The organism is Nonomuraea sp. NPDC049309, from assembly GCF_043196965.1.
Taxonomy (GTDB): Bacteria; Actinomycetota; Actinomycetes; order Streptosporangiales; family Streptosporangiaceae; genus Nonomuraea; species Nonomuraea fastidiosa.
This window is the reverse complement of sequence record NZ_JBICSH010000002.1, coordinates 1192383-1215941: the sequence shown is the minus strand read 5'-3', so window position 1 is coordinate 1215941 and position 23559 is coordinate 1192383. Positions and strand designations below refer to the sequence as shown.

At 69.5% G+C, this 23559-nt stretch carries 19 protein-coding genes and 1 riboswitch; of the genes, 8 read left to right on the top strand and 11 right to left on the bottom strand.

The window, feature by feature from the left end:
- Positions 1-84: 84 nt before the first annotated feature.
- The 4 genes from ACGFIM_RS19660 to ACGFIM_RS19645 all read right to left on the bottom strand — a co-directional run bounded on the left by ACGFIM_RS19660 (position 85) and on the right by ACGFIM_RS19645 (position 4647).
- A complete protein-coding gene (locus tag ACGFIM_RS19660; protein WP_393202110.1) occupies positions 85-2190 on the bottom strand; it encodes a (Fe-S)-binding protein in 2106 nt (701 codons plus the stop codon).
- Between the two features lie 135 nt (positions 2191-2325).
- The gene (locus ACGFIM_RS19655; RefSeq protein WP_393202108.1) at positions 2326-2913 is read right to left on the bottom strand and encodes a TetR family transcriptional regulator; all 588 of its coding nucleotides are present in this window, start codon (positions 2911-2913) and stop codon (positions 2326-2328) included.
- A gap of 130 nt (positions 2914-3043) precedes the next feature.
- A complete protein-coding gene (locus tag ACGFIM_RS19650; protein WP_393202106.1) occupies positions 3044-3841 on the bottom strand; it encodes a class I SAM-dependent methyltransferase in 798 nt (265 codons plus the stop codon).
- Complete coding sequence (locus ACGFIM_RS19645; RefSeq protein WP_393202104.1) at positions 3838-4647, bottom strand: sugar phosphate isomerase/epimerase family protein; 810 nt, start codon at positions 4645-4647, stop codon at positions 3838-3840. Before ACGFIM_RS19645 ends, ACGFIM_RS19650 begins: the two co-directional genes overlap by 4 nt.
- A 126-nt stretch (positions 4648-4773) precedes the next feature.
- Here ACGFIM_RS19645 and ACGFIM_RS19640 point away from each other — a divergent pair, with 126 nt between their 5' ends.
- The 5 genes from ACGFIM_RS19640 (at position 4774) to ACGFIM_RS19620 (ending at position 9284) form a co-directional block, all read left to right on the top strand.
- Positions 4774-5472, top strand: coding sequence for a class I SAM-dependent methyltransferase (locus ACGFIM_RS19640; RefSeq protein WP_393202101.1), 699 nt, complete (start codon positions 4774-4776; stop codon positions 5470-5472).
- Between the two features lie 271 nt (positions 5473-5743).
- Positions 5744-5914 carry a thioredoxin family protein gene (locus ACGFIM_RS19635; protein WP_393202099.1) on the top strand — a complete coding sequence of 57 codons (171 nt, stop codon included), beginning with the start codon at positions 5744-5746 and terminating at the stop codon, positions 5912-5914.
- Between the two features lie 78 nt (positions 5915-5992).
- Positions 5993-7399: a DNA repair protein RadA gene (gene radA / locus ACGFIM_RS19630; RefSeq protein WP_393202097.1), complete on the top strand. Its 1407-nt coding sequence runs from the start codon at positions 5993-5995 to the stop codon at positions 7397-7399.
- A gap of 40 nt (positions 7400-7439) precedes the next feature.
- On the top strand, positions 7440-8516 hold the full coding sequence (gene disA, locus ACGFIM_RS19625) for a DNA integrity scanning diadenylate cyclase DisA (RefSeq protein ID WP_393202095.1): 1077 nt from the start codon (positions 7440-7442) through the stop codon (positions 8514-8516).
- 207 nt (positions 8517-8723) lie between these two features.
- Positions 8724-9284: a dihydrofolate reductase family protein gene (locus ACGFIM_RS19620; protein WP_393202093.1), complete on the top strand. Its 561-nt coding sequence runs from the start codon at positions 8724-8726 to the stop codon at positions 9282-9284.
- A 21-nt stretch (positions 9285-9305) separates the two neighbouring features.
- Here ACGFIM_RS19620 and ACGFIM_RS19615 read toward each other — a convergent pair whose 3' ends face one another.
- Complete coding sequence (locus tag ACGFIM_RS19615; RefSeq protein WP_393202091.1) at positions 9306-9983, bottom strand: hypothetical protein; 678 nt, start codon at positions 9981-9983, stop codon at positions 9306-9308.
- Between the two features lie 78 nt (positions 9984-10061).
- On the opposite strand from ACGFIM_RS19615, the gene ACGFIM_RS19610 reads away from it, so the two are divergent.
- Positions 10062-10934, top strand: a complete 873-nt coding sequence (locus tag ACGFIM_RS19610) for an A/G-specific adenine glycosylase (RefSeq protein WP_393202089.1) — start codon at positions 10062-10064, stop codon at positions 10932-10934.
- A gap of 346 nt (positions 10935-11280) precedes the next feature.
- On the opposite strand, the gene ACGFIM_RS19605 is transcribed toward ACGFIM_RS19610, so the two are convergent.
- Complete coding sequence (locus ACGFIM_RS19605) at positions 11281-12219, bottom strand: TIM barrel protein (protein ID WP_364063966.1); 939 nt, start codon at positions 12217-12219, stop codon at positions 11281-11283.
- A 1338-nt stretch (positions 12220-13557) separates the two neighbouring features.
- On the opposite strand from ACGFIM_RS19605, the gene ACGFIM_RS19600 reads away from it, so the two are divergent.
- A complete protein-coding gene (locus tag ACGFIM_RS19600; RefSeq protein WP_393202087.1) occupies positions 13558-14325 on the top strand; it encodes a tol-pal system YbgF family protein in 768 nt (255 codons plus the stop codon).
- 406 nt (positions 14326-14731) lie between these two features.
- On the opposite strand, the gene ACGFIM_RS19595 is transcribed toward ACGFIM_RS19600, so the two are convergent.
- The 5 genes from ACGFIM_RS19595 to ACGFIM_RS19575 form a co-directional block, all read right to left on the bottom strand.
- Positions 14732-17233 (bottom strand): ATP-dependent Clp protease ATP-binding subunit, encoded by a 2502-nt coding sequence (locus tag ACGFIM_RS19595; protein ID WP_393202085.1) that lies wholly within the window; start codon positions 17231-17233, stop codon positions 14732-14734.
- A 1155-nt stretch (positions 17234-18388) separates the two neighbouring features.
- Positions 18389-18721, bottom strand: a complete 333-nt coding sequence (locus ACGFIM_RS19590) for an Lsr2 family protein (protein ID WP_364063975.1) — start codon at positions 18719-18721, stop codon at positions 18389-18391.
- A gap of 513 nt (positions 18722-19234) precedes the next feature.
- The gene (locus ACGFIM_RS19585) at positions 19235-19723 is read right to left on the bottom strand and encodes an RDD family protein (protein ID WP_393202083.1); all 489 of its coding nucleotides are present in this window, start codon (positions 19721-19723) and stop codon (positions 19235-19237) included.
- Positions 19724-19850: 127 nt separating this feature from the next.
- The gene (locus ACGFIM_RS19580) at positions 19851-21242 is read right to left on the bottom strand and encodes an RDD family protein (RefSeq protein ID WP_393202081.1); all 1392 of its coding nucleotides are present in this window, start codon (positions 21240-21242) and stop codon (positions 19851-19853) included.
- Positions 21243-21327: 85 nt separating this feature from the next.
- Positions 21328-21897: an amino-acid N-acetyltransferase gene (locus ACGFIM_RS19575; protein ID WP_393202079.1), complete on the bottom strand. Its 570-nt coding sequence runs from the start codon at positions 21895-21897 to the stop codon at positions 21328-21330.
- A gap of 277 nt (positions 21898-22174) precedes the next feature.
- Positions 22175-22323, top strand: a riboswitch (cyclic di-AMP (ydaO/yuaA leader).
- A gap of 122 nt (positions 22324-22445) precedes the next feature.
- Between ACGFIM_RS19575 and ACGFIM_RS19570 the strand changes: the two genes are divergently transcribed.
- Positions 22446-23375, top strand: a complete 930-nt coding sequence (locus ACGFIM_RS19570; protein ID WP_393202593.1) for a C40 family peptidase — start codon at positions 22446-22448, stop codon at positions 23373-23375.
- The last annotated feature ends 184 nt before the right edge of the window (positions 23376-23559 follow it).

Below are 23559 nucleotides of genomic sequence, written 5' to 3'. Positions count from 1 at the left end.
ATGTGGATGCCGGATTTCTACCTGTCACGTCCGTTGACATGCGACTCCTCCACATCAGCTATGGAGGAGTCGGACATGTCACTGTCAGGACGGGCTCTTGACGGACTTGATCAGAAGCTGCGCGACGTCCACGACCTCCAGCGATTCCTTGGCCTCGCCGTTGTTCTTCTTTTCGTTGATCGCGTCGCCGAGCATGACCATGCAGAAGGGGCAGGCGGTCGAGACCGTGTCAGGATTCGTGGTCAGCGCCTCGTCCACGCGCTCGGTGTTGATGCGCTTGCCGATGCGCTCCTCCATCCACATGCGCGCGCCGCCGGCGCCGCAGCAGAAGCCGCGGTCCTTGTGGCGGTGCATCTCCTGGGTCTGCACGCCGGGCACCTTCGCCATGATGTCGCGCGGCTGGGAGTAGACCTTGTTGTGGCGGCCGAGGAAGCACGGGTCGTGGTAGGTGATCTTCTCCTCGATCGGGGTGATCGGGGTGAGCTTGCCCTCATCGACCAGCTTGGCCAGCAGCTGCGTGTGGTGCACGACCTCGTACGTGCCGCCGAGCTGCGGGTACTCGTTGGCGAGCGTGTTGAAGCAGTGGGGGCAGGTGGCCACGATCTTCTTTACGCCGGCCTCGTTGAGCGTCTCGATGTTCTGCTGGGCGAGCATGTTGAACAGGTACTCCATGCCCAGCCGCCGCGCCGGGTCGCCGGTGCACGCCTCCATCGGGCCGAGCACCGCGAACTTGACGCCCGCGATGTGCAGCAGCTCCGCCACGGCCTTGGTGGTCTTCTTCGCCCGGTCTTCGAGCGCGCCCGCGCAGCCCACCCAGAACAGGTATTCGGCGTCCTCGGGCATCTTGTCCTCGACGACCTCGACCTCGAAGTCGAGCTCCTCGATCCAGTCGGCGCGCTTCATCTCGGACATGCCCCACGGGTTGCCCTTGTTCTCCAGGTTCTTGACCATCACTCCCGCCTCGGACGGGAACGACGACTCCACCATGACCTGGTAGCGGCGCATGTCGAGGATGTGGTCGATGTGCTCGATGTCCACCGGGCACTGCTCGACGCAGGCGCCGCAGTTGGTGCACGACCACAGCACGTCGGGGTGTATCACGCCGTCCTCGCCGACCAGCGGCTTCTCCAGCAGCGCGAGCACGTCGGTGTCCTTATGCTCGACGCCGTTCTGCGCGGCCATGAGGTACGGCGCCACGGCGAAGGCGTGGTCGCGCTGGTCGAGGATGAGCATCTTCGGCGACAGCGGCTTGTCGGTGTTCCACGCCGGGCACTGCGACTGGCAGCGGCCGCACTCGGTGCAGGAGTAGAAGTCGAGGAAGCCCTTCCACGTGGTGTCGGAGATCTTGCCCCGGCCGAGCCGCTCGGGGTCGAGGTCCTCGTCTTCGAAGTCGACGGGCTTGCCGTCCACCCGCAGCTCCGGCGCGCCGCCGAGCCCGTCGGGACGGCGGGAGAAGAGCACGTTGAGCGGCGCGGTGAAGATGTGCAGGTGCTTGGAGTTCACCACGATGATGAGGAACACCAGCATGAAGCCGATGTGCAGCAGCAGCCCGATCTCTTCCAGCAGCGCGCTCTGCGGAAGCACGTCGCCGAGCGCCAGCGAGACGAACGCGCCCGAGGAGTAGGGGAAGTTGCCGTTGGCCGCCGCGGCGCCCCTGGCCAGGAAGAGGGTCCAGATGATGTTGAAGATCATGAACAGGACCAGCCAGGCGCCGCCCAGGTGCGAGCCGGAGAAGCGGGAGCGCCGGCCGAGCTGCTTGGGCGAGTTCTTGACCCGGATGACCGCGAACGCGACGAGGCCGAGCAGGCAGGCGACCGCGATGAAGTCCTGCAGGAAGCCGAGCACACCCCAGGTGCCGATGAGCGGAATGTGGAAGTTCGGCCGCCCGGTGATCGCACCCTGGATGATCGCGCCGTACGCCTCGATGTAGACGGTCAGCAGGATGAAGAACGCCCACATGACGAAGAAGTGCGCGACGCCCGAGGGCGTCCACTTCAGCAGCTTCTTCTGGCCGAACACCTCGACGAGCTGCGCCTTGATCTCGTCGCCCACATGAGTCTTGGCGTACTCGATCCGCTCGGGCGCGGGCGGGCCCACGGTGGCGAGCTTGTACAGGAACAGCACCCTCCGACCGGCCACGGCCACCGCCAGGACGGTCATGACGAGCCCGATGATGGCAACCCAGAGCACGGGTCCTCCCACAGACGACGTTGGCTGTCAGCGTACGGTCACCCGCTGCGCAGGCATAGGCCGATCCTACCCACGAGTAACTTTACTGGCTCACGCGACATACCCTAAGGTCGCCGCCCATTCTAGAACAATGCTCTATCCGCAGAAGTAGCGCTGAATGGTCGGCGCGAGCAGCTCGACCAGCTCTTCCACGCTCGCGCTCGCCAGGGGCTCCAGCTTCAGCACGTACCTACCCATGATCGTGCCGAACATCTGCGCGAAGGCCGCCTCCACCCGCAGGTGCGGCACCCCCAGGCGGTCGGCCACCTGGTAGAGCAGCGCGTGCAGGATGAACTCGCGGAACATCGTGGCGGCCTGCTCGTTGGTCATCGCCGAGCGCAGCAGCGCCACCATCGGCTCGCGCGTCTCCGGCTCGGCCGTCACCTGGAGCAGCATGCGGACCAGCCGCTCGCCGATCTCCTCGCGCGGCCCGTCGATCAGCAGCGGGATGACCTGCTCCGGCGTGATCGGCAGCTGCATCGCCGCGACGAACATGCCCTCTTTCGTGGCGAAGTAGTGGTGCACGAGCGCGGGATCGACACCGGCCTCGCGCGCGATGCCGCGTACGGTCGCCTTGTCGAAGCCCTTCTCCGCGAACACCTTGCGCGCCGCCGCCAGGATCTCGCCGCGCGTGTCCACCGCGCCCGGCCGGCGCCCCGGCCGGCGCCGCTGCTGCGCGGTCATCGCCCCGCCCCGCTTCCCGCGCCCGCCGCCAGAAGGCGCCGCGCCCCGCTCATCGCGCCCGCCGGACGGCGCACCGCCCCTCCTCTCGCGCCCGCCGCCGAGGGGTGCCCGCCCGTTTCCAGGCAGCGCATCACCGGCCCACCGCCAGGTAGACCCGCATCGGCACCGACAGCACGCCCTCGGGGAAGGCCGCGCGCAGCTCCGCCCGCCGCCGCGCCACCACCTCGTCGGCCCGCTCCGGCGACAGCGCCGCCATGTACGAGTGAGAGCGCAGGTCGAGCAGGAAGTGCTCGATGCCGACCAGCCGGGTCCACGGGATCCAGCGCTCACCCACCACCTCGAAGGCCGACGCGATCGGCGGCACCGACCACTCCTCCACGGCGGGGCCGTAGTAGGTCGGCACCTCCTCGGCCAGCCTCGTCTCGTACGCGGCCAGCCAGTCGGCCTGGGCGGCGTGGTTGAAGTTCCAGCAGCCCACGATCGCGCCGCCCGGCCGCAGCACCCGGCGCGCCTCGGCGATGGAGGCGGCGGGGTCGAGCCAGTGCCACGACTGGGCGTACATCACCAGGTCGGCCACGCCGTCGGTCAGCGGCAGCGCGTTGCCGTCGCCCATCACGGCCGCCACCGGCGCGGCACGTTCCTCCCCGCCCGCAGGCTTCTGTCCTCGTGCGCCCGACTTGGCGACCAGATGCGCCAGCATCGGCTCGCCGGGGTCCACCGCGATCACCCGCGAGCCGCGCGCCCGCAGCGCCCGCGTCATGATGCCGGTGCCCGCTCCCACGTCGACCGCCGTCGCGCCGTCGAGCTCGACCCCCGACACCTCCGTCATCGCGCGGTAGACCTCGTCGGGGTAGCCGGGCCGCCCCTCGTCGTAGGCGTCGGCCACCCGGTCGAACGTCCGCGCCAGGTCCTTGAGCGGCCCGCTCATGCGGAGGCCGCCAGGTGCAGCCGGGCGAAGGCCAGCCCCTCGGCGAGGTCGTCGATGCGCTGGGTGCGGCTGGCCGCCTTCCTCGTGTTGATCTCGAGGACCACGAGCCCGGAGTAGCCGTTGCCGGCCAGCCGCTCCAGGATCTGCGCGCACGGCTGGTTGCCCCTGCCGGGCACGAGGTGCTCGTCCTTGTTGGTCACGCCGATGCCGTCGGCCAGGTGGAGGTGCGCCAGCCGGTCGCCGAGCTTGGTCGCCATCTCCATGGCGTCGGAGCCCGACACCGCCGTGTGCGACAGGTCGAGCGTGACCTGGGGGAAGTCGTGGTCGATCGGGTTCCAGTCGGGTGCGTACGGCACCACGTCGTTGCCCCTCGCGCGCAGCGGGAACATGTTCTCCACCGCGAACGTGACGTCCGTCTCGTCGCGCATCCTGGCCAGGCCGGTCTCGAACTCGCGCGCGTACTCGCGCTGCCAGCGGAAGGGCGGGTGGACCACGACCGTGGACGCGCCGAGCCGCTCTGCCGCCTTCTGGGCCCGCAGCAGCTTGGCCCACGGGTCGCGCCCCCACACCCGCTGCGTCACCAGCAGGCAGGGCGCGTGGATGGCCAGGACGGGGACCTCGTAGTGATCGGAGAGCCGCTCGATCACGTCGATGTCCTGGCTCACGGGGTCGGCGCCGACCATGATCTCGACGCCGTCGTAGCCCAGGCGGGCGGCCAGCTCGAACGCGTCGGGAGTGCGTTCCGGATATACCGAGGCGGTGGACAATGCGATCTTCGCATTGGGCACGCGGATGACATCAGCCACGTAGCCAGCCTAAGCCGGAGAAGCCGATCTGGCGCGTCACGCCCATCTGCCCTGTCCGTATGTGCCTTCTGCCCTGTACAGACGTGCCCGTACGCCGGGTGCGTGAAAGGCCCTAGCGTGGGATGCATGCCACGGATCGTGAAAGGCGCCATCCCCAGCCCGAACATCTGGAACACCCCGCAGATCTACGAGCTGGAGAACCGCGCCGTCGATCCCGACGGCGCCGCCGACGCGGCCATGCGCGCGCTGCGCCCCTGGTCCGGCGCCACGGTGCTGGACATCGGCTGCGGCACCGGCTACCACCTGCCGATCCTGGCCGCAGAGGCGGCGCGGGTGATCGGCGTCGAGCCGCACGGCGACCTCGCCGCACTGGCCCGCCGCCGCTGCGCCGCGCTGCCCAACGTGACCGTCCACACCGCCGCCGCCCAGGACCTGCCGCTGCCGGACGCCGGGGTGGACGTCGCCATCGCGCGGTGGGCGTACTTCTTCGGCCCCGGATGCGAGCCCGGGCTGCGCGAGCTGTCGCGGGTCATGCGCAGGGGCGGCGCCGCGTTCGTGGTGGACCTCGACGCGACGCGGGGCGCGTTCGGGCGGTGGTTCTCGCGTACGGTGCCCACCTACTCGGCGCGCGAGGTCGAGGCGTTCTGGGACCGGCACGGCTGGCAGCGCAGGGAGCTCGACCTCAGGATGGTCTTCCAGCGCAGGGCCGACCTTGAGGCGGTGCTGCGCATCGAGTTCGCCCCCGAGGTGGCCGAGCAGGCCATCGCCGAGACGCCCGGACTGGAGCTCGACTACCCCAACGTGCTGCGCTGGCGCTATTTCTGAGGCTTGACCTTGACGCGGGTGTCAACGTCAGGCTCGTCTCGGAGATCCGCGCCCTGCTCCAGATCGGCTGCACCCTGGAAGAGACGCGGCCGTTCGTCGACTGCCTGCGCCGTGGTCACAGCACCGGCGGCTCGTGCGCCGAGTCCGTCGCGGTCTACGAGCGCAGGCTCCACGAGATCGACCAGGAGATCCGCGTGCTGCTCGCGCGGCGCGCCGAGGTGGCCGCCCAGCTCGCCCGGTCCTGTCCGGGTTGCTTCGTAAGGGGATGAAGATGATCACGCTGACCACCGGCAGCTACGAGGAGCCGGGGCCGGTCGAGTTCTGGGCCGAGTGGTGCGGGCCGTGCCGGATGGTGGGTCCCGTGCCGGAGCAGATCGAGGCCGAGCACGGGCTGACCGCCCCGGGAACCGAAGCGGTCGCCAGGGGGCCCGGCCTGGGCTGATCCGCGACGCCGCGCCGCCGGTCGCGGTTACGCGTGGGACGGGTGGGATTGTCGGCGCCTGACGCTAGCCTGCTCCTCATGGCCAAGACTGCCCAGAAGCCCGGATACCGCTGCACGGAGTGCGGCTGGCGCACCCCCAAGTGGGTGGGCAGGTGCGGCGAGTGCCAGGCGTGGGGCACGGTCGACGAGGAGGGCGCCCGCGCCGGCGCCACCGTCGTGCAGGCCGGTGCCACCACCGCCCCCGCCCTGCCCATCGGCCAGGTCAAGGCCGAGGTGGCCACGGCCCGCACCACCGGCGTGGGCGAGCTCGACCGGGTGCTCGGCGGCGGCCTGGTGCCCGGCGCCGTCGTGCTGCTGGCCGGCGAGCCCGGCATCGGCAAGTCCACGCTGCTGCTGGAGGCCGCCGCCCGCATCGCCGAGCGCACCACCGTCCTCTACGTCACGGGCGAGGAGTCCGCGGCCCAGGTGCGGCTGCGGGCCGACCGCATCGGCGCGATCCAGGAAAACCTCTACCTCGCGGCGGAGACCGAGCTGTCGGCCCTGGTCACCCATGTGGAGAAGGTGCAGCCGCGGCTGCTGGTCGTCGACTCCGTCCAGACCATCGGCACCAGCCAGGCCACGGGCGTGCCCGGCGGGGTCACGCAGGTGCGCGAGGTGGCGGCCAACCTCGTACGCCTGGCCAAGGAGCGCAACATGGCGACGCTCATCGTCGGCCACGTCACCAAAGAGGGCTCCATCGCCGGTCCGCGCACCCTCGAGCACCTCGTCGACGTCGTGCTCAACTTCGAGGGCGATCGCTACTCCCGGCTGCGCATGGTCCGTGCGATCAAAAACCGCTTCGGCCCCACCGACGAGGTCGGCTGCTTCGACCTCCACGAGCGCGGCATCGAGGGCATCACCGACCCGAGCGGGCTGTTCGTCTCCCGGCGCAGCGAGCCGGTGCCCGGCACCTGCGTCACCGTCACCGTCGAGGGCACCCGCCCGCTGCCCGCCGAGGTGCAGGCGCTGGTCGCGCGCACCGAGGCCCAGCAGCCCCGCCGCACCTCCTCCGGCCTCGACCCCTACCGCGTGCAGATGATCCTGGCGGTGCTGGAGCGCCGGCTCAACGCCCGGCTCGGCGGCTGCGACGTCTTCACCGCCACCGTCGGCGGCATCAAGCTGGCCGACCCCGCCGTCGATCTGGCGGTCATGCTGGCCGTCGCCAGCGCGGCAGGCGACAAGCCGCTGCCCTCCGGCCTGGTGGCGCTCGGCGAGGTCGGGCTCGCGGGCGAGCTGCGTCCGGTGAAAGACGTTCGCAGGCGGCTGAGCGAAGCGGCCAGACTGGGATTCAAGAGGGCTCTCGTTCCCGCCGGGTCGCTCGACGAGGGCGGGCGAAAGCGCGGCGGCCAGCGCGCATTGGTGCCGGTCGGGCCGGTCGCGTTCGCTCCCGGGTTCGAGGTGGTGCAGGCGGAGAACGTTTGGGACGCACTCACACACGTCACCTGAGCACGGCTAAGCTGAGGTGACCGATCGACACGGGGGTCAGGTGGATAGGAGTCTTGACGACCGCCGTCGCGAAGCGCTGGCCGCTGTAGCGCCGGGCACTCCTCTGCGCGACGGCCTCGAACGCATCCTGCGCGGGCAGACCGGCGGGCTGATCGTCCTCGGCTACAACCGCACCGTCGAACAGCTCTGCAGCGGCGGTTTCGAGCTCGACGTCGAATTCTCGGCCACCCGGCTGCGCGAGCTCGCCAAGATGGACGGCGCCATCGTGGTGAGCGACGACCAGAAGATCGTCCGCGCCGCCGTCCACCTCGTTCCCGATCCGTCCATCCCCACCGACGAGTCCGGCACCCGCCACCGCACCGCCCAGCGCGTCGCCAGGCAGACCGGCCTGCCGATCATCGCGATCAGCAAGTCGATGCGGATCATCGCCCTCTACCTCGACGGCATCCGCTACGTCCTCGAAGAGTCGGCCGCGATCCTGTCCAAGGCCAACCAGGCGCTGGCCACGCTCGAGCGCTACAAGCACCGGCTCGACGAGGTCTCCGGCACGCTGTCGGCCCTGGAGATCGAAGACCTGGTGACGGTGCGCGACGTCGCCGCCGTGGCGCAGCGGCTGGAGATGGTCCGCCGCATCTCCGACGAGATCAAGGGCTACGTCGTCGAGCTCGGCACCGACGGCCGCCTCCTCTCGCTCCAGCTCGACGAGCTGGTGGCCGGCGTCGACTCCGAGCGCGAGCTGGTCATCCGCGACTACCTGCCCGCCCCGGCCGGCCGCCGCCAGCGCCGCCTCCAGGAGGCCATGCACGACCTCGACCACCTGTCGGGCTCGGAGCTGCTCGACCTGTCGGCGGTGGCGCGCGTGCTCGGCCACAGCGGCAGCGACCAGCTCGAAAGCCCGGTCAGCCCGCGCGGTTTCCGCCTGCTCGCCAAGGTCCCCCGGCTGCCCGCCACCGTCGTCGACCGCCTGGTCAACCATTTCGGCAGCCTGCAGAAGCTGCTGGCGGCCAGCATCGACGACCTCCAGGAGGTCGGCGGCGTCGGCGAATCCCGCGCCCGCAGCGTCCGCGAGGGCCTGTCCCGCCTCGCCGAATCCTCCATCCTCGAACGCTACGTCTGACCCCCGTCGGCTCCCGCCCTCCTGGCGGCGTCTCCCCACCGCCCGCCCTCCCGGCTCGCCCTTCCGTCGTCTCTCGCGTCACGGTCCGCCGCCTCTCCGCGCCTGGTGACATGGCTCACATGGCGGATTTTCCGCGCTTCATGTCGAAGTCGCCCGGCCCGCTCCGACCCCTTGGCGAAACAACGACCGCGAAAGGGACGGACGACCATGCACAAGCTCATCTACTGGGTGCACACTTCCATCGACGGCCACATCGAGGGCCCGAAGGGCGAGTTCGACTGGCCGGTGATGGGCGAGGAGCTGTCGGCCTACTCCGAGGCGCTCTGCGCGCGGGCCGGTGCCTTCCTGTACGGCCGGAACGTCTGGGACATGATGGTCTCCTACTGGCCGGCGGCGGAGACGATCTCCGACCACCCGCACGACCTGAAGTTCGCCCCCGTCTGGCGCCGAACCCCCAAGATCGTCGTCTCGACGACCCTGGAGAGCGACGCATGGGCCGCCGAAGTGATCCGCACCGACCCCGCCGAGCGCATCGCCGAGCTCAAGCGGCAGGCCGGCGCCGACATCCTGCTGACGGGCGGCTCGGGCCTCGCGGGCACGCTGACCCGGCACGGGCTCATCGACGAGTACCACATCGCCGTGCACCCCGTGGTGCTGGGCGGCGGCCGCCCGCTGTTCCAGAACGGCACTGACCGGCTGGGCCTGCGGCTGGTGGAGTCGCGGGTCTGCGACGAGGGCGTGGTGGTGACCCGCTACGACCGCCCGTGAAACGCCGCCGCCCCGGCGGGCTCAGCGCAGGTGGAAGACGCCCTTGTGGCTGCGCAGCTTGCCCAGCCGCGCGATGGCCACGTACGTGCCGGGCAGCGCGGCGGGCGGCTCGGCCCGGCAGTCGGAGCTGGACCGCCGCCGGTTCCACTCCAGCATGCGCACGTACGGCACCCCGCGCCGCAGCTGCTTGATCTCCGTACCCTCGCCGCTCACGCAGTCGGCCGTCGACCAGATGCGGTCCGTCCCGGAGGTGATCCGGATCTCCATGGAGCGCGGGCCGACGTCGGCCGTGCACATGACCGGCCCCGTGTTCACCAGCGTGACCAGGAAGGACGGGCGGGCGTCACCGGAGTAGATCGGCTCCTTGCCGCTGCCCTGGAGGCTGAGCACCAGGTCCTTGTCCGAGCACGGCTCGCCCGGTCGCCGCCGTTCGGACGGCGACGGCTTGGGGGTCGGCGTGGGCGTCGGGCCGGCGGTGCCCATGGCGAGCGTGCGCAGGCCCGCGAGCAGCGGGTCGATGCTGGGCGTGGCACTGACGCTCGGTGACGACTGGGCGCTGGACTCGCGTTCCGGCCCGCTGCCGCCGCTTGAGCACGCCCACGCCACCACGGCCACCACGACGAGCACCGCGATCAGCACGCTCATCCGGCGCCGCCAGTAGATGTCACCGCCGTCGCCACGCAGAGTATCCGGGTCCATACGCCAAGGATGGTGAGAGAGTGACCACGTTCGGTGACGACACGCCGAAGGCCTTAATCTCCGAATACGCTTGACCGCGTGGTTGAGCCGAACCTCCTGCACGCCCCCGTTCTGGACTGGTACGAGGACAACGCCCGGGACCTCCCGTGGCGCGCCCCCGATGCGACCCCGTGGGGCGTGCTGGTCAGCGAGATCATGCTTCAGCAGACTCCGGTCGTCCGCGTCCTGCCGGTCTGGCACGAGTGGATGGAACGCTGGCCCACCCCCAAGGCGCTGGCCGCCGAGCAGCCGGGCGAGGCCGTGCGGCACTGGGGCCGGCTCGGCTACCCGCGCAGGGCGCTGCGCCTGCACGCCTGCGCCCGCGCCATCACCGAGGAGCACGGCGGCGAGGTGCCCTCGGACCACGACACGCTGCTGTCGCTGCCCGGCATCGGCGAGTACACCGCCGCGGCCGTCGCCAGCTTCGCCTTCGGCGGCCGCCACGCGGTGCTCGACACGAACGTGCGGCGGGTGTTCGCGCGGGCGATCCGCGGCGAGGAGTACCCGCCGGCCGCCACCTCCGCCGCCGAGCGCCGCCTCGCCGAGAGCCTGCTGCCCGAGCTGGGCGCGCCCCGGTGGGGTGTGGCCGTGATGGAGCTGGGCGCGCTGGTGTGCACGGCCCGCTCCCCTCGCTGCGCCGACTGCCCGATCACCGCGCTGTGCGCCTGGCGCCTTGCGGGCAAGCCGCCGCACGAGGGCCCGGCGCGCAAGGGCCAGACCTACGCCGGCACCGACCGCCAGTGCCGTGGCCGCCTCCTCGCGGTGCTGCGCGAGGCCCACGGCCCGGTGCCCAAGGCGGCGCTCGACGCGGTCTGGGACGACGCCGTCCAGCGCGAGCGCGCGCTCGACGGCCTCGTCGCCGACGGCCTGGCCGAGGTGCTGGACGACGGCACCTACCGGCTCCCCACGTGAAAGGCCCTCACCTGACCCGCGGGGAAACGATGCGTTCGTCGTCCTCCGGTGCGAGGTCGCAGGCGTGCGGGTCCGACGTACCACCTGGGGTGTAGACCTTCACGGCCACGATCGGCACGAACCCGCGCTCGGCGTCGGCGACCGCGCTCCTCCTCTCACGCGATCCACGGCGGAACGCCGTACTCGTCGCCGCCGTCGCCCGCGAGCGCCCGCGCCTCTGGGGGCGCCGTCACGACGGCGCTCTAGCCCGTCTCGGGGTCGGCCGGCACCCGCCGCACGGCATGCGGCGGCATGGCGACCGTGTCCCCAGCGGCGACGGTGTACGTCTCCGAGTGAATAGGGCCGCTCAGGCGGCGAGCTGCAGCCCCAGGGCGGTCAGGTTCGTCCGCGCCCAGTCCAGCTCCTCGGCCAGCAGCGACACCAGCGCACCAGGCCCCTTGGCGCGGCCCGGCACGGTGAGGTTGTGGGTCTCCACCTCGATGTGAGCGCTGCCGCTCACCGCCCCCGACAGCATGGCGGTCAGCGTGTCGTGCAGCACGGCCCCGGTGCTGGGCGTCTCGCCCGTGTGGTTGTGGACGTGGCCGAGCTTCACCACGGGCGCGCCCGCCTCGGCCAGCCCCTTGAGCGCCTGGCCCGGCTCCTCGGCCCCGCAGGCGAGGTGGCAGGCGTCCAGGCAGACGCCCAGGTGCTCGGAGTCGATGCCGCCGACCCGTTCGAGCGCCTGCTCGGTGGTCTCCAGCACGCACCCCGGCCAGGGCTCGAAGCCGACCCTGATCGTCTTGCCGGTGGTGCTGTAGATGCCGCGCAGCTCGCGGGCCAGCCGCTCAAGACGGCGGGTGGCGATGGCGTGCAGGTCGGCGGGCCAGTCGCGGCGCCATCCGATGGGGATAGTGGAGATGCTGCCGAACTGCACGTCCTCCGGCAGCAGGAACGCGAGAATCCTGGCCAGCGCCATCGTGTAGCGGTAGCGCTCGGGCTTGGCCCAGTCGGGGCCGGGCACCTCCTGGTTGCGGCCGCCGGTGCCGTTGAGGCTCACCACCTCGAGGCCGCGCTCCTCCAGGGAGCGGCGCAGCCGTACGAGCTCGATCCGGTCGGCGATGAGGTGGTCGGCGACGCTCGGGGACAGCCACAACCCGATGCCCATGCGCTCAACGCCCAGCCGCTTGCGCACCGGGACCGCGTATCGGGTGAGGTGCGCGATGAGGTTCTCCAGGTCCTCAGCAGGGTGGACGCCTGCGTTGTAGGCGAGGTGAACGAGCGTTCCGTCATCGTGACGCAGGCGCATCGGTTTCCTCCACGGCTTGCTTGTTGTGTCCCGTCGCCCGCCTCGTTGCGTGCGAGCCAGGTGAGCATGTTGCCTGTCGGCGGGTCGTATGCGCGTCCACCCTGAGTTGATCGTCCGCTACTCCCACGGGAGCAGCCTCAGCTCGGGATGACGCTCTTGCGGCTCACTTGGTGAGACTTGGCGATGCTCTACGCAGTGTAGTACTACTTGCGGTGGTGGCATACCCGGCCACCCAACAATTACGCAACGGTCCTCACAAACCGAATTCAGGCACCGCAAGGATCGCCTGTGGCCGCCTCGGAGCGCCTGGAAACCTCCCAGTAGCCCCGACATCCGGACAAACTTCTAAAAGCCCCCAAACGCCCCCTCAGCGCCTCACAAGCCCCCAACTTCGCCGTCCCCCGGGCGGAGATCCTCAAGGTATTGCGCTCCGGCACATGAACGTCGCATCGTGTGATCAAGGGCGCACGGTCCGGGACCCCTCCCCGACCTCCGCGCCGACAATGGCGGTGATCCGAGCAGGGCCGTGAGCCGTTTCGCACGAGGAAGGCGCCACGATGGATCCGAGACCGGCGAGTACCCGCAACCTTCCACCTGGACCGGCCGCCGACCCCTTGGCCGTGGCGCTCGGCAACGCCTCGCTGCTGGGCATCGGCTACCTGATGATGCGGCGGCGCGGGCTCGCGTTCGGCGCCCTGGCGGTCACGATCGCGCTCGCCGTCGCGCTGGCGCTGGTCGCGCGGTTCACCTGGTTCGAGTACGTGGTGCTCCTGTGGTGGGCCCTCGTCGTCGTCCACGGCTGGTGGCTGGCGGGCAGGGGCTTAAGACACGAGAACTCCGCGCAGAAGCGGCGGCAGCGGCTCACCGGGCTGGCCGCGGCCCTCGTCGTCCTGTCGGCCGTCGGCTACCTGCGGCTGGACGCCTACCGCATCCACCAGGAGGCCGCGGCGGCCCACCGCGCCGGCGACTGCACGCGCGCCTTGGCCACCCTGGACGGGCTCTGGGCCGGGCACCGGGTGGCCGACTCCCCGCTGACCGCCAGAGCCGAGGACGAGAGCGCGGCCTGCCGGCTGCTGGTGACGGCCGAGCGGCAGGCTGCGGCCGACCGGCTGCTGGCCGCCCGTACGCTCGAGACCTACCACGCGCACCCCGGCGCGCTGTGGCAGGGCGTGGACGGGCGCCGGGCCGACCTCTTCCTCGCACAGGCGACCAGCGACCTCACCGCCGGCCTGACCCGGCGACACCAAGGCCCTGGAGTCGGGCTTCGGCCACCTGGCGCAGGCGCTCAACGAGGCCGCCGGCCAAGAGGCGAAGGCGGGCAAGGTCCTGGACGACTTCTTGAACGCCCTGCCGACCAAGGACGCCTGCGAGACCAGGACGATCACCGACTGGCTCGCCAAGCGGCCGTCCGGCGACCCCGTGCTGGACCGCGCCGCCGAGATCGTCCCGAAGGTCGCGCCCGCCGCGATCGTCGGCTGCGGCGACGCCCTCGCCAAGGACAAGGAGTGGAAGAAGGCCAAGGCCCAGTACGAGCAGTTCCTCGACCAGTACCCCAAGAACGATCTGGCCGGCAGGGCGAAGGAGGGCAAGGAGAAGGCAGTCCTGCAGATCGAGCTGGCGAACGTCCGCAAGCTCCTCAAGGGCGGCGAGCCCAAGTACTGCAAGGACCCCGCGCCCTACCACGGTGCCAAGCCCTACCGGGGCAAGGGGCCGCACCGCGCGATCCTCATCGGCCAGGGCGGCCACAGGACGAAGCTGCCCTCCTCGTGGCTGACCAAGGACCCCGCCAAGGCCGTGCTGGTGATCTGCGCCGGCAAGAGCAAGCACGGCACCCCCGTCAGAACCTGCCCGTACCGGTCCCTCACCGGCAGCTACCCCTACACCGTGAACGTGACGTTCAAGAAGCGCAAGATCCCCGTGCGCGTGTACGAGCTGCGGACCGGCAAGCGCGTCGGCCCTCACAGCGTGCAGATCGGCGGCTCCGCCTGCCCGCGCCGCATCCACTACACCTACTACATCACCGACTACGGCCCGCCCAGCGAGATGTACGTCAAGTCCTCGAAGTCGGACATCCGCGCCGCCTACGGCACACTGATCCGCCCGTGACGTGACGCGGGCACCCGGCAGGGACGCCACAAGGGCGCGGGCAGGCGGACCCGCGCCCCCACACCACCCGTGACACCCGGCCGCCCAGCAGGCGGGCCAGCGCTCCCCTGGAAAGCGCGTCTGGCGAGCTCGTCCCCGGAAGGCTGGCCCCGCGGAGCGTCCCGCAGTCCCGGTCCCGTGCACGCCACAAGGCTGCTCAAGCACGCTCGTGCCCAGCGGCGAGCCCCCGGGCGGCGGCGGCCCGCAGGGCGCCCTCAAGAAGCGCCCCAGCGGCGGGCCGACGCCGTCCCTGTCGAAGAACCGGACGCCCCCGCACGGCCACCCGCGAAAAGACCCCAGGCACGCGGAAGCCCCCGTGCGAGCGACTCACACGGGGGCTTCCGGTTCAGCCTCTGAAGGCGGGACGTCAGTTCTGGATCGGAGCGGCGATCGCGGCGGCCGAGTCCGGGATCTTCGAGGCGGTCTCGCCCTTGAAGACGAACTTGGCGTCGTCGCCCTCGCCCTCCACCGTCACCTTCACGACCTGGCCGGGCCGGAGCTCGCCGTACAGGATCTTCTCCGACAGCGCGTCCTCCAGCTCGCGCTGGATCGTCCGGCGCAGCGGCCGGGCGCCCATGACCGGGTCGTAACCGCGGTCGGCGAGCAGCTGCTTGGCCTCGGGCGAGACCTCGAGCCCCATGTCGCGGTCCTTCAGCCTGGCGTCGACCTGGGCGAGCATCAGATCCACGATCTGGATGATCTCGACCGGCGTGAGCTGGTGGAAGACCACGATGTCGTCGACACGGTTGAGGAACTCGGGCCGGAAGTGCTGCTTGAGCTCTTCCTGGACCTTCGCCTTCATCCGCTCGTAATTGGACTCGGTGTCGTTGGACTTCGCGAACCCGACCCCGATGCCCTTGGAGATGTCGCGGGTACCGAGGTTGGTGGTCATGATGATGACCGTGTTCTTGAAGTCGACCACCCGGCCCTGGGCGTCGGTCAGGCGACCGTCTTCCAGGATCTGCAGCAGCGAGTTGAAGATGTCGGGGTGGGCCTTTTCGATCTCGTCGAACAGGACCACGGAGAACGGCTTGCGCCGCACCTTCTCGGTGAGCTGACCGCCCTCCTCGTAGCCGACGTAGCCGGGAGGCGAGCCGAACAGCCGGGAGACGGTGTGCTTCTCCATGAACTCCGACATGTCCAGGCTGATCAGCGCGTCCTCGTCGCCGAAGAGGAACTCCGCGAGCGCCTTGGACAGCTCGGTCTTACCGACGCCGGACGGGCCGGCGAAGATGAACGAACCGCCGGGACGGCGCGGGTCCTTCAGCCCGGCGCGGGTGCGCCGGATGGAGCGCGACAGGCCCTTGATGGCGTCGTCCTGGCCGATGATCCGCTTGTGGAGCTCGTCCTCCATGCGGAGCAGGCGCTGCGACTCCTCCTCGGTCAGCTTGAAGACCGGGATGCCGGTGGCGGTCGCCAGGACCTCGGCGATGAGCTCCTGGGTGACCTCGGCGACGACGTCCATGTCGCCGGCCTTCCACTCCTTCTCCCGCCGCTCGCGCTTGAGCTGGAGCTGCTTTTCCTGGTCGCGGAGCGCAGCGGCCTTCTCGAAGTCCTGCGCGTCGATCGCGGACTCCTTGTCGCGGCGGACGTTGGCGATCTTCTCGTCGTACTCGCGCAGGTCCGGCGGCGCGGTCATCCTGCGGATGCGCATGCGGGAGCCGGCCTCGTCGATGAGGTCGATCGCCTTGTCGGGCAGGTAGCGGTCGCTGATGTAGCGGTCGGCCAGCTGGGCGGCGGCCACCAGCGCGTCGTCGGTGATGGACACGCGGTGGTGTGCCTCGTAGCGGTCGCGCAGACCCTTGAGGATCTCGATCGTGTGGCTGAGCGACGGCTCGGCCACCTGGATCGGCTGGAAGCGCCGCTCGAGTGCCGCGTCCTTCTCCAAGTACTTGCGGTACTCATCGAGCGTGGTCGCGCCGATCGTCTGCAGCTCGCCGCGGGCCAGCATCGGCTTGAGGATGCTGGCGGCGTCGATCGCGCCCTCGGCGGCGCCCGCACCCACGAGCGTGTGCAGCTCGTCGATGAACAGGATGATGTCGCCGCGGGTGCGGATCTCCTTGAGCACCTTCTTCAGGCGCTCTTCGAAGTCACCGCGGTAGCGGGAGCCGGCGACCAGGGCACCGAGGTCAAGCGTGTAGAGCTGCTTGTCCTTCAGCGTCTCGGGCACCTCGCCCCTGACGATCTTCTGCGACAGGCCCTCGACGACGGCGGTCTTGCCGACGCCGGGCTCGCCGATGAGAACGGGGTTGTTCTTGGTCCTCCGGGAGAGGACCTGCATGACCCGCTCGATCTCCTTCTCACGGCCGATGACCGGATCCAGCTTGCCCTCGCGGGCGGCCTGGGTCAGGTTACGGCCGAACTGGTCGAGCACCAGGGACGTGGACGGGGCCGACTCCTGGGGGCCGCCCGCCGCGGCCGGCTCCTTGCCCTGGTAACCGTGGAGCAACTGGATGACCTGCTGCCGGACACGGTTGAGATCAGCTCCAAGCTTGACCAGCACCTGGGCGGCCACACCCTCACCCTCGCGGATGAGCCCGAGCAGGATGTGCTCGGTGCCGATGTAGTTGTGACCCAGCTGCAAAGCCTCACGGAGCGACAGCTCGAGGACCTTCTTGGCCCGCGGGGTGAACGGAATGTGCCCCGACGGAGCCGACTGGCCCTGGCCGATGATCTCCTCGACCTGCTGGCGCACACCCTCAAGGCTGATGCCCAGGCTCTCGAGAGCCTTGGCGGCCACGCCCTCACCTTCATGGATCAAACCAAGAAGAATGTGCTCAGTGCCGATGTAGTTGTGGTTGAGCATCCTGGCCTCTTCCTGGGCCAAGACGACAACACGCCTCGCTCGGTCGGTGAACCTCTCGAACATCTCGTCGCTCCTCACAGAGCGGTCAGTCAGGCCGGTAAATCCGGTCCCGTCCTCCCGCATGCTAGCCCTGGCTCGGCGAACCGTGCCCTCTGCCGCTGACACGCTCTATAGCAGACACGTTCCCCGAGAGCAGGGCGTTCACCCTCCATCCAACTACTGATCGGGGGTGACGTGTTCCCGCTACGCCGCAAGCGAACGATGTTTAAGCCGTCTCTCAGGAACGACTGGAATTGCCACTCGCGGCGCATGCGGACCACACACGCATCTGGCCGCCGGACGCCTCGTACGACGCGGCGTTGGGGACGCCGCTCCGCCCGCGCATCAGCACTGATGCAACGTCCGTATCTGTTACGGAATCAATCGTATGTCGTGATGGGAGGCTTGGCCAAGCGAGCCCGTCACGCATCGAACACGATCGGCCACGGTACGCGCACCGCGTTCCCGGAAGGCCCGCACCGCCGGTAATCGGTATTCCGCCATCCGGTCAGGACGGTTACCGAAGCCATCCCGCATGATGAGACGCACCGAGCGGTTGATGCGATGCATTCTCTGGTGATCCTTGCACTCACACGTGCACGGCAATCGGAAACGAACTGCTCGCGAGATGGCCGCATTGCGGGAGGATGCAGGGGAACCGGCATTGCGCGAGCCTTGCTCATAGTCGCGTCATATGCCCGGGAGAGGCGCGGGAGCGGGATATCGGGATGCCCGCGCATCCGTACGCCCGGTGTTTACGGCCGCGTACGGTAACCGTGGATCACGCTTTTACACTACAGCGCGTGAAGAGTTCGCCGACCGGCGTTAACGGGCGGCGCGGGATTTCCGCTGCACCGGGCCTGGGACGGCCGGCGAACGGCAATGTGGGCGGCCGTCCCGCGGCGTACACGGAGCGTACGCTGAATGCGGCACGGCCGCCCTGCACGGCTTTCGGCGCGCGCTCGCCCGCATATCGCGGCCCCGGCGTGGAAACGCCGCCGGGGATGGCCAGGAACGCGTGCCCATTACGCCCGGATATGGGCGCCTTACGCGATCATCATCCGCCGGAGTCCGGATTCGCGGACTTCGGGGATACGATCATGCGCTTATGGCGGCCGCCGGGGTCCAAGGCGAACATCATAAGCGCATGGTCGGCTGTCGCTCTCTTAGAGAGCGGCGTCAGTGCGCGGCCTCGTACTTCTCCACGACGGTGGAGGCGATGCGGCCGCGCTCGCTGACGGGCAGGCCGTGGGCCTTGGCCCACTGACGGATCTCCGAGCTCTTCTCCCGGCTCATGGCCCGGCTGCCGCTGCGCCCGCGACGACGCGTGGTGGCCGAGCCCGCCCTGCGCGCGTGCTGCACGAAAGGCGACAGAGCGTCCCTCAGCTTCTTCGCGTTAAGGTCGCTGAGGTCAATCTCATAGGACGAGCCGTCAATAGCGAAGCTGACCGTCTCATTGGCCTCGCCCCCATCGAGGTCATCGATGAGAATCTCCTGGATCTGCTTGGCCATGTACGCAATCCTTTCGCGGAGCATTGTTTCATTCGCCTGCCCAAACATATACCCGGAAAGGCGTGGAGACAATTCAGCGCTACGGGGATTCGGCTGACTGGCCGATCAGTTCTGCCCCTCGGGCTGATCCTCGCGGTTTCGGCGGCCCCCCAGAGCCTCGGACCGGACCAACTTCACTACGCCAAAGATGAAGGCGCCCGCCACCACCGCCGGGGGGATGAGCGCTGACAATACCTCTGTTACGGCTTCCATTCGTCCTTCGCCTCCACGGCTAGCGGGGTTTCGGGGGCGCTTAAAGCGTCCGGAGCGTCACCTCGAGAGCCCGGCTCCTCATGACGCAACGGTGCGTTGCCACCCGCACCCGACCATAGCGGCACACAGATGCCCTGCGCGTCGCAGGGGCGCCAACATCCGGCAACCCGGACGCCCCATAGCCTAATGCCAGTCTCTCCAGGCTCCTTACCGGATCAAGCGAAAATTTTACGAAAAGACATCGCCCCTGGTGCACAAGGCTCAGCGAAGATCTTTTACTACCCGCGTTCCCGCAGCTCTGTCGTGCGGACCCCGCTCCAGCGGCTTGTCCATGAGGATGAGCAGCCCCACGCCGAAGAGCAGCATTCCGACCACCAGATTGACCACGGGAATGCCCATGAGCATCAGCGGGGCGGGATAGATCAGCGACCGTTTCAGCAGCTTACGGGCCGGCCGGTGGGCCGGCTCCAGGCGAATGCGCATGATCGCCTTGCCGAACGTACGCCCGCGCCGTGAATGAGCCCGCCAGTCGTAAGCCGCATAACCCAGCCCGGCCACCGCCCAGCCTGCCACTCCGGGCAGCCGGCCGCCGAACATCTCCGACATCCCGACAGTCCGCAAGATGGCCCACAGCGCAATGAACAGAATGTAATAGAAGACCCCGAAGACGAGCGCTTCAATGAGCCGGGCGGCCAGGCGTTCCCACCATTCAGCGGGAGGTGCGTCCGGTACCTGCGGTGTCCCGGCCATATCTCCCACCTCACGTCTTCGCGGAGCACGGGGGCCCTCATCATTTTCTCCGGGGACCCGCGGACATAACACAAGGGCCGGCGCGAAGCCGGCCCTTGTGACGCCCGTGAAGGACTTCTGAGGGGGACTACCTGACCTTGACGACCACGGTCTTGCCGAACTTGTCGGCGAAGGTCTGGTGCAGGGGCTTGTCCCAGAGCTGCGACGTGCCGTTGAGCACGTACGCGAGCACCGCGAGCAGCGGCCCGACGATGGGCACTGCGTAGAGGATGAAGACGCCCAACGTCAGCAGGGAGCGCTTGAGCGCGGCGTCGGTCGGCAGGCCGCCGGGCTGCATCTGCCCGCCGACCTGGACGATCTTGATGCCCAACGCCATCTTGCCGACCGTCTGGCCCTTCGACTTCGTCAGAACGAAGTCGTAGACGACGATGATCGCACTGAAGACGATGGCGAACACCACGTAGTACAGCAGCGCGGACGTGAGCCCGCTCGTGGCGCCCGTGAGCGAGTCGTACGTCGGGTACAGCAGCGGCGTCAGCACCAGCGACACCACGAACATCACGACGCCGAAGATCACACCGTCGAGCATCCTGGCGAGCAGCCGCTGCCACCACTCCGCGAGCGGCGCCGGCGCGCCCGGAGGCTGCACCCCGATCGGCTGGCCGTAGGGCTGGCCGTAGCCGGGCTGCCCGTAGCCCTGCTGACCGTAGGGCTGCGGCTGGCCGTAGCCGGGCTGGCCGTACTGCTGCTGGGCGTCGTAGCCCTGCTGGCCGTACCCGGGCTGGGCGTAGCCGGGCTGGGACTGCGGCTGCTGCTGGCCGTAGCCGGGCTGGCCGTACTGCTGCTGGGCGTCATAGCCCTGCTGCCCGTAGCCCTGCTGCTGGCCGTACTGCTGCTGGGCGTCGTAGCCCTGACCGTAACCCGGCTGGGACTGCGGCTGCTGACCGTACCCGGGCTGAGACGGGGGCTGCTGTCCATAGCCGGGCTGGGACTGCGGCTGCTGGCCGTAGCCCTGCTGCTGGCCGTACTGCTGCTGGGCGTCGTAGCCCTGACCGTAGCCCGGCTGTGACTGGGGCTGCTGCCCGTACGGCGCCTGCTGGTCGTAGCCCTGCTGGCCGGAGGGAGGCTGCTGCCCGTAGCCGGGCTGGGACTGCGGCTGCTGGCCGTAAGCCTGCTGCTGGGGGTCGTAGCCCTGCTGGGGGTAGCCCTGCTGTCCGTAGCCCTGCTGCGGCTGCTGCCCGTAGCCCTGCTGCCCGTAAGGGAGTTGCTGCTGGCCATAGGGGGGCTGCTGCTGGCCGTATCCCGGCTGGGACGGCTGCTGCTGCCCATAGCCGTACTGCTGTTGCTGTCCGTACTGGGGCTGCTGCCCGTAGGCGTCGTCCGCCCGGTAGCCGACCACAGTCGCGTCCGGGTCGGGCGCGCCGGGGTGGCGGCCCGCGTTCTGCGGCCCGTAAGGGGTGCCGGGTGCAGAATTCTCGCCGGATTCGTCCTGTGGATACGGCGGCTGTCCGGTGCTCACCGTGTCACCTCGCTTCAAGTGCGCATGTGGCACGTGTCAGGACACATGCCTGTGCTGCCCAACGTATCGACATAGGTATCAACAATCACCTTTCCGTCTGGTCAGGGTCCGCGTCACCCGATGTCAGATGGAGCAGCATGCGGGTGTTGCCCAGGGTGTTCGGTTTGACGTGTTCGAGATCGAGAAACTCCGCCACACCCTCGTCGTACGAGGCCAGCAGTTCGGCGTACACCTCGGGTGAGACCGGCGTGCCCTGAATCCGGCGAAAGCCGAGCCGTGCGAAGAAGTCGACCTCAAAAGTCAGACAGAATACACGCTGCAGACCCAGATCTTTCGCCTGCTGTATGAGCGCCGAGACGATCCGGCGGCCGACGCCCATGCCCTGACACTCCGGATCCACGGCCACGGTCCGGACCTCGGCGAGATCCTCCCAGAGCACGTGGAGCGCGCCGCAGCCGACGACCTGCCCGCCCCGTTCGGCCACCCAGAACTCCTGCACGTCCTCGTACAGGGTGACGGTGGCCTTCTTCAGGAGCCGCGGGCCCGCTCCCGCGTAGGTGTCCACAAGCCTCCTGATGGCCCGCACGTCGGGTGTGCGGGCGCGCCGGACCACGACCGCGGTCTCGGCTGCTGTCAGTTCGGCCACCTGCTCCATGGCCCTCCAGGGTACAGATGTCATTACGGCTCGGCCCTAACTCCCACGTCTCGCCCCATGCTGTAACAACTCGTGCTCATCCGAGCACGCGCTCCGAGCAGGCGTGCAGCCCATCTGAAGTCACGCCAAATCCGGCATAAAACCACTTCTGTACGGCCCGCCACGAGATCACCTTGTGACCCTTCGGTTGTGAAACCTCAACAGAGTCTGTAGTTCTGGTTGAGCACGAACCCGGAGTGCATTAGTGTCCAGCGACGATGTTCCCCGCGTGTCGCGCGCGGGCGACACGCCTAATCCTCCACAAGGAGGAGCCGGGGAACCGCCGGCGGCGCCCCCAACGCCGCCCGGGGTGAATCCGCACCGTCCGGTAGGGCTGCTCCGGCCCGAACCCGTCAGCTAACCCGGCAGGCGCCGATGGAAGGAGCTGGTTGGTGAAGCGTACGCGCGAGCGTGAGAGGACGACGGCGGGCAAGCACGCCCGCCCTCCGAAACGCGCCGCACGGCGATCCCGCCTGCTCGGTGTAATAAGTGTCACACTCGCGGCGTTGATGGTCGCGACTCCCGTCGGCTCGGCATCCGCCGACCCCAAGCCCTCGCTTCAAGACCTGGCCAAGCAGGTCGAGAAGATGCACACCGAGATCGAGCAGCTGTCCGAGCAGTACAACGGCCAGCGGGAGAAGCTCAAGAGCGCCAAGAGGGCCGCTGAGGCCGCGAAGAAGACCCTGGCCGCCAGCGAGGCCGATCTCGCCGCCAAGCGCGCCAAGGCGGCCGCCCTGGCCGAGAACGCCTACATCACCGGCGGGCTCAGCCGCATCCTGGCCTTCACCACCTCCGACGACCCCGACACGTTCCTCGACCGCGCCGCCACCACGTACGTGCTGGAGCAGCAGCAGGGCGAGGCCGTCAACCAGGTCACCAAGGCCAGGCAGGCCGCGGAGCGCGCCAGGGCGAGCGCCAAGACCCGCATCGCCGAGGTCGAGAAGCTGATCGCCGACCTCGGCGCCAAGCGCGACAAGATCACCAAGCTGGTGGCCAAGGTCGAGAGCAACCTGTTCCGCCGCGCCCTCGGCGAGGCGGGCCGGCCCGGCACCCGCGCCCAGCGCGTCGACCTGCCCATCCCGGGCAGCGGCAAGGCCGCCCAGGCCGCGAGGTGGGCGCTGACGCAGCAGCTCAAGCCGTACGTCTGGGGCGCCGACGGCCCCAACTCCTACGACTGCAGCGGCCTGGTCATGGCGGCCTACCAGCAGGTCGGCATCTCGCTGCCGCACTACACCGGCAGCCAGTGGACGGCCGGGCGGCACATCGACCGCTCCGAGCTGCGCGCCGGCGACCTCGTGTTCTTCTACAGCGACCTGCACCACGTGGGCATCTACCTCGGCGGCGGGATGATGATCCACGCCCCGCGCACCGGCGACGTCGTCCGCATCGCCTCCATCGCGAACAGGCCCTACGCGGGCGCGGTCCGCATCGCCGACTGAGCCTCCCGGAGCGGCCCGCGGGTCCCGCCTCGCGCGGGCCCCGGGCGGCCCCTTCGCCCCGCCCTCCCGACGGGGCTCTCACGCGAACCCGACCGGGGCGCCTCACGTCAAAACCGTGCGGAGGCCTCACACAAACCCTGCGGGGCGCCTCACGCTAACTCCGCGGGGGCCTCACCCGAACGCT

Coding starts and splice junctions, on each gene's coding strand:
- ACGFIM_RS19655 (WP_393202108.1), bottom strand. CDS start 2,913: ATGACCGCGCAGCAGCGGCGCCGGCCGGGGCGCCGGCCGGGCGCGGTG.
- ACGFIM_RS19650 (WP_393202106.1), bottom strand. CDS start 3,841: ATGAGCGGGCCGCTCAAGGACCTGGCGCGGACGTTCGACCGGGTGGCC.
- ACGFIM_RS19640 (WP_393202101.1), top strand. CDS start 4,774: ATGCCACGGATCGTGAAAGGCGCCATCCCCAGCCCGAACATCTGGAAC.
- ACGFIM_RS19635 (WP_393202099.1), top strand. CDS start 5,744: ATGATCACGCTGACCACCGGCAGCTACGAGGAGCCGGGGCCGGTCGAG.
- radA (WP_393202097.1), top strand. CDS start 5,993: ATGGCCAAGACTGCCCAGAAGCCCGGATACCGCTGCACGGAGTGCGGC.
- ACGFIM_RS19620 (WP_393202093.1), top strand. CDS start 8,724: ATGCACAAGCTCATCTACTGGGTGCACACTTCCATCGACGGCCACATC.
- ACGFIM_RS19615 (WP_393202091.1), bottom strand. CDS start 9,983: ATGGACCCGGATACTCTGCGTGGCGACGGCGGTGACATCTACTGGCGG.
- ACGFIM_RS19605 (WP_364063966.1), bottom strand. CDS start 12,219: ATGCGCCTGCGTCACGATGACGGAACGCTCGTTCACCTCGCCTACAAC.
- ACGFIM_RS19595 (WP_393202085.1), bottom strand. CDS start 17,233: ATGTTCGAGAGGTTCACCGACCGAGCGAGGCGTGTTGTCGTCTTGGCC.
- ACGFIM_RS19590 (WP_364063975.1), bottom strand. CDS start 18,721: ATGGCCAAGCAGATCCAGGAGATTCTCATCGATGACCTCGATGGGGGC.
- ACGFIM_RS19585 (WP_393202083.1), bottom strand. CDS start 19,723: ATGGCCGGGACACCGCAGGTACCGGACGCACCTCCCGCTGAATGGTGG.
- ACGFIM_RS19575 (WP_393202079.1), bottom strand. CDS start 21,897: ATGGAGCAGGTGGCCGAACTGACAGCAGCCGAGACCGCGGTCGTGGTC.
- ACGFIM_RS19570 (WP_393202593.1), top strand. CDS start 22,446: ATGGTCGCGACTCCCGTCGGCTCGGCATCCGCCGACCCCAAGCCCTCG.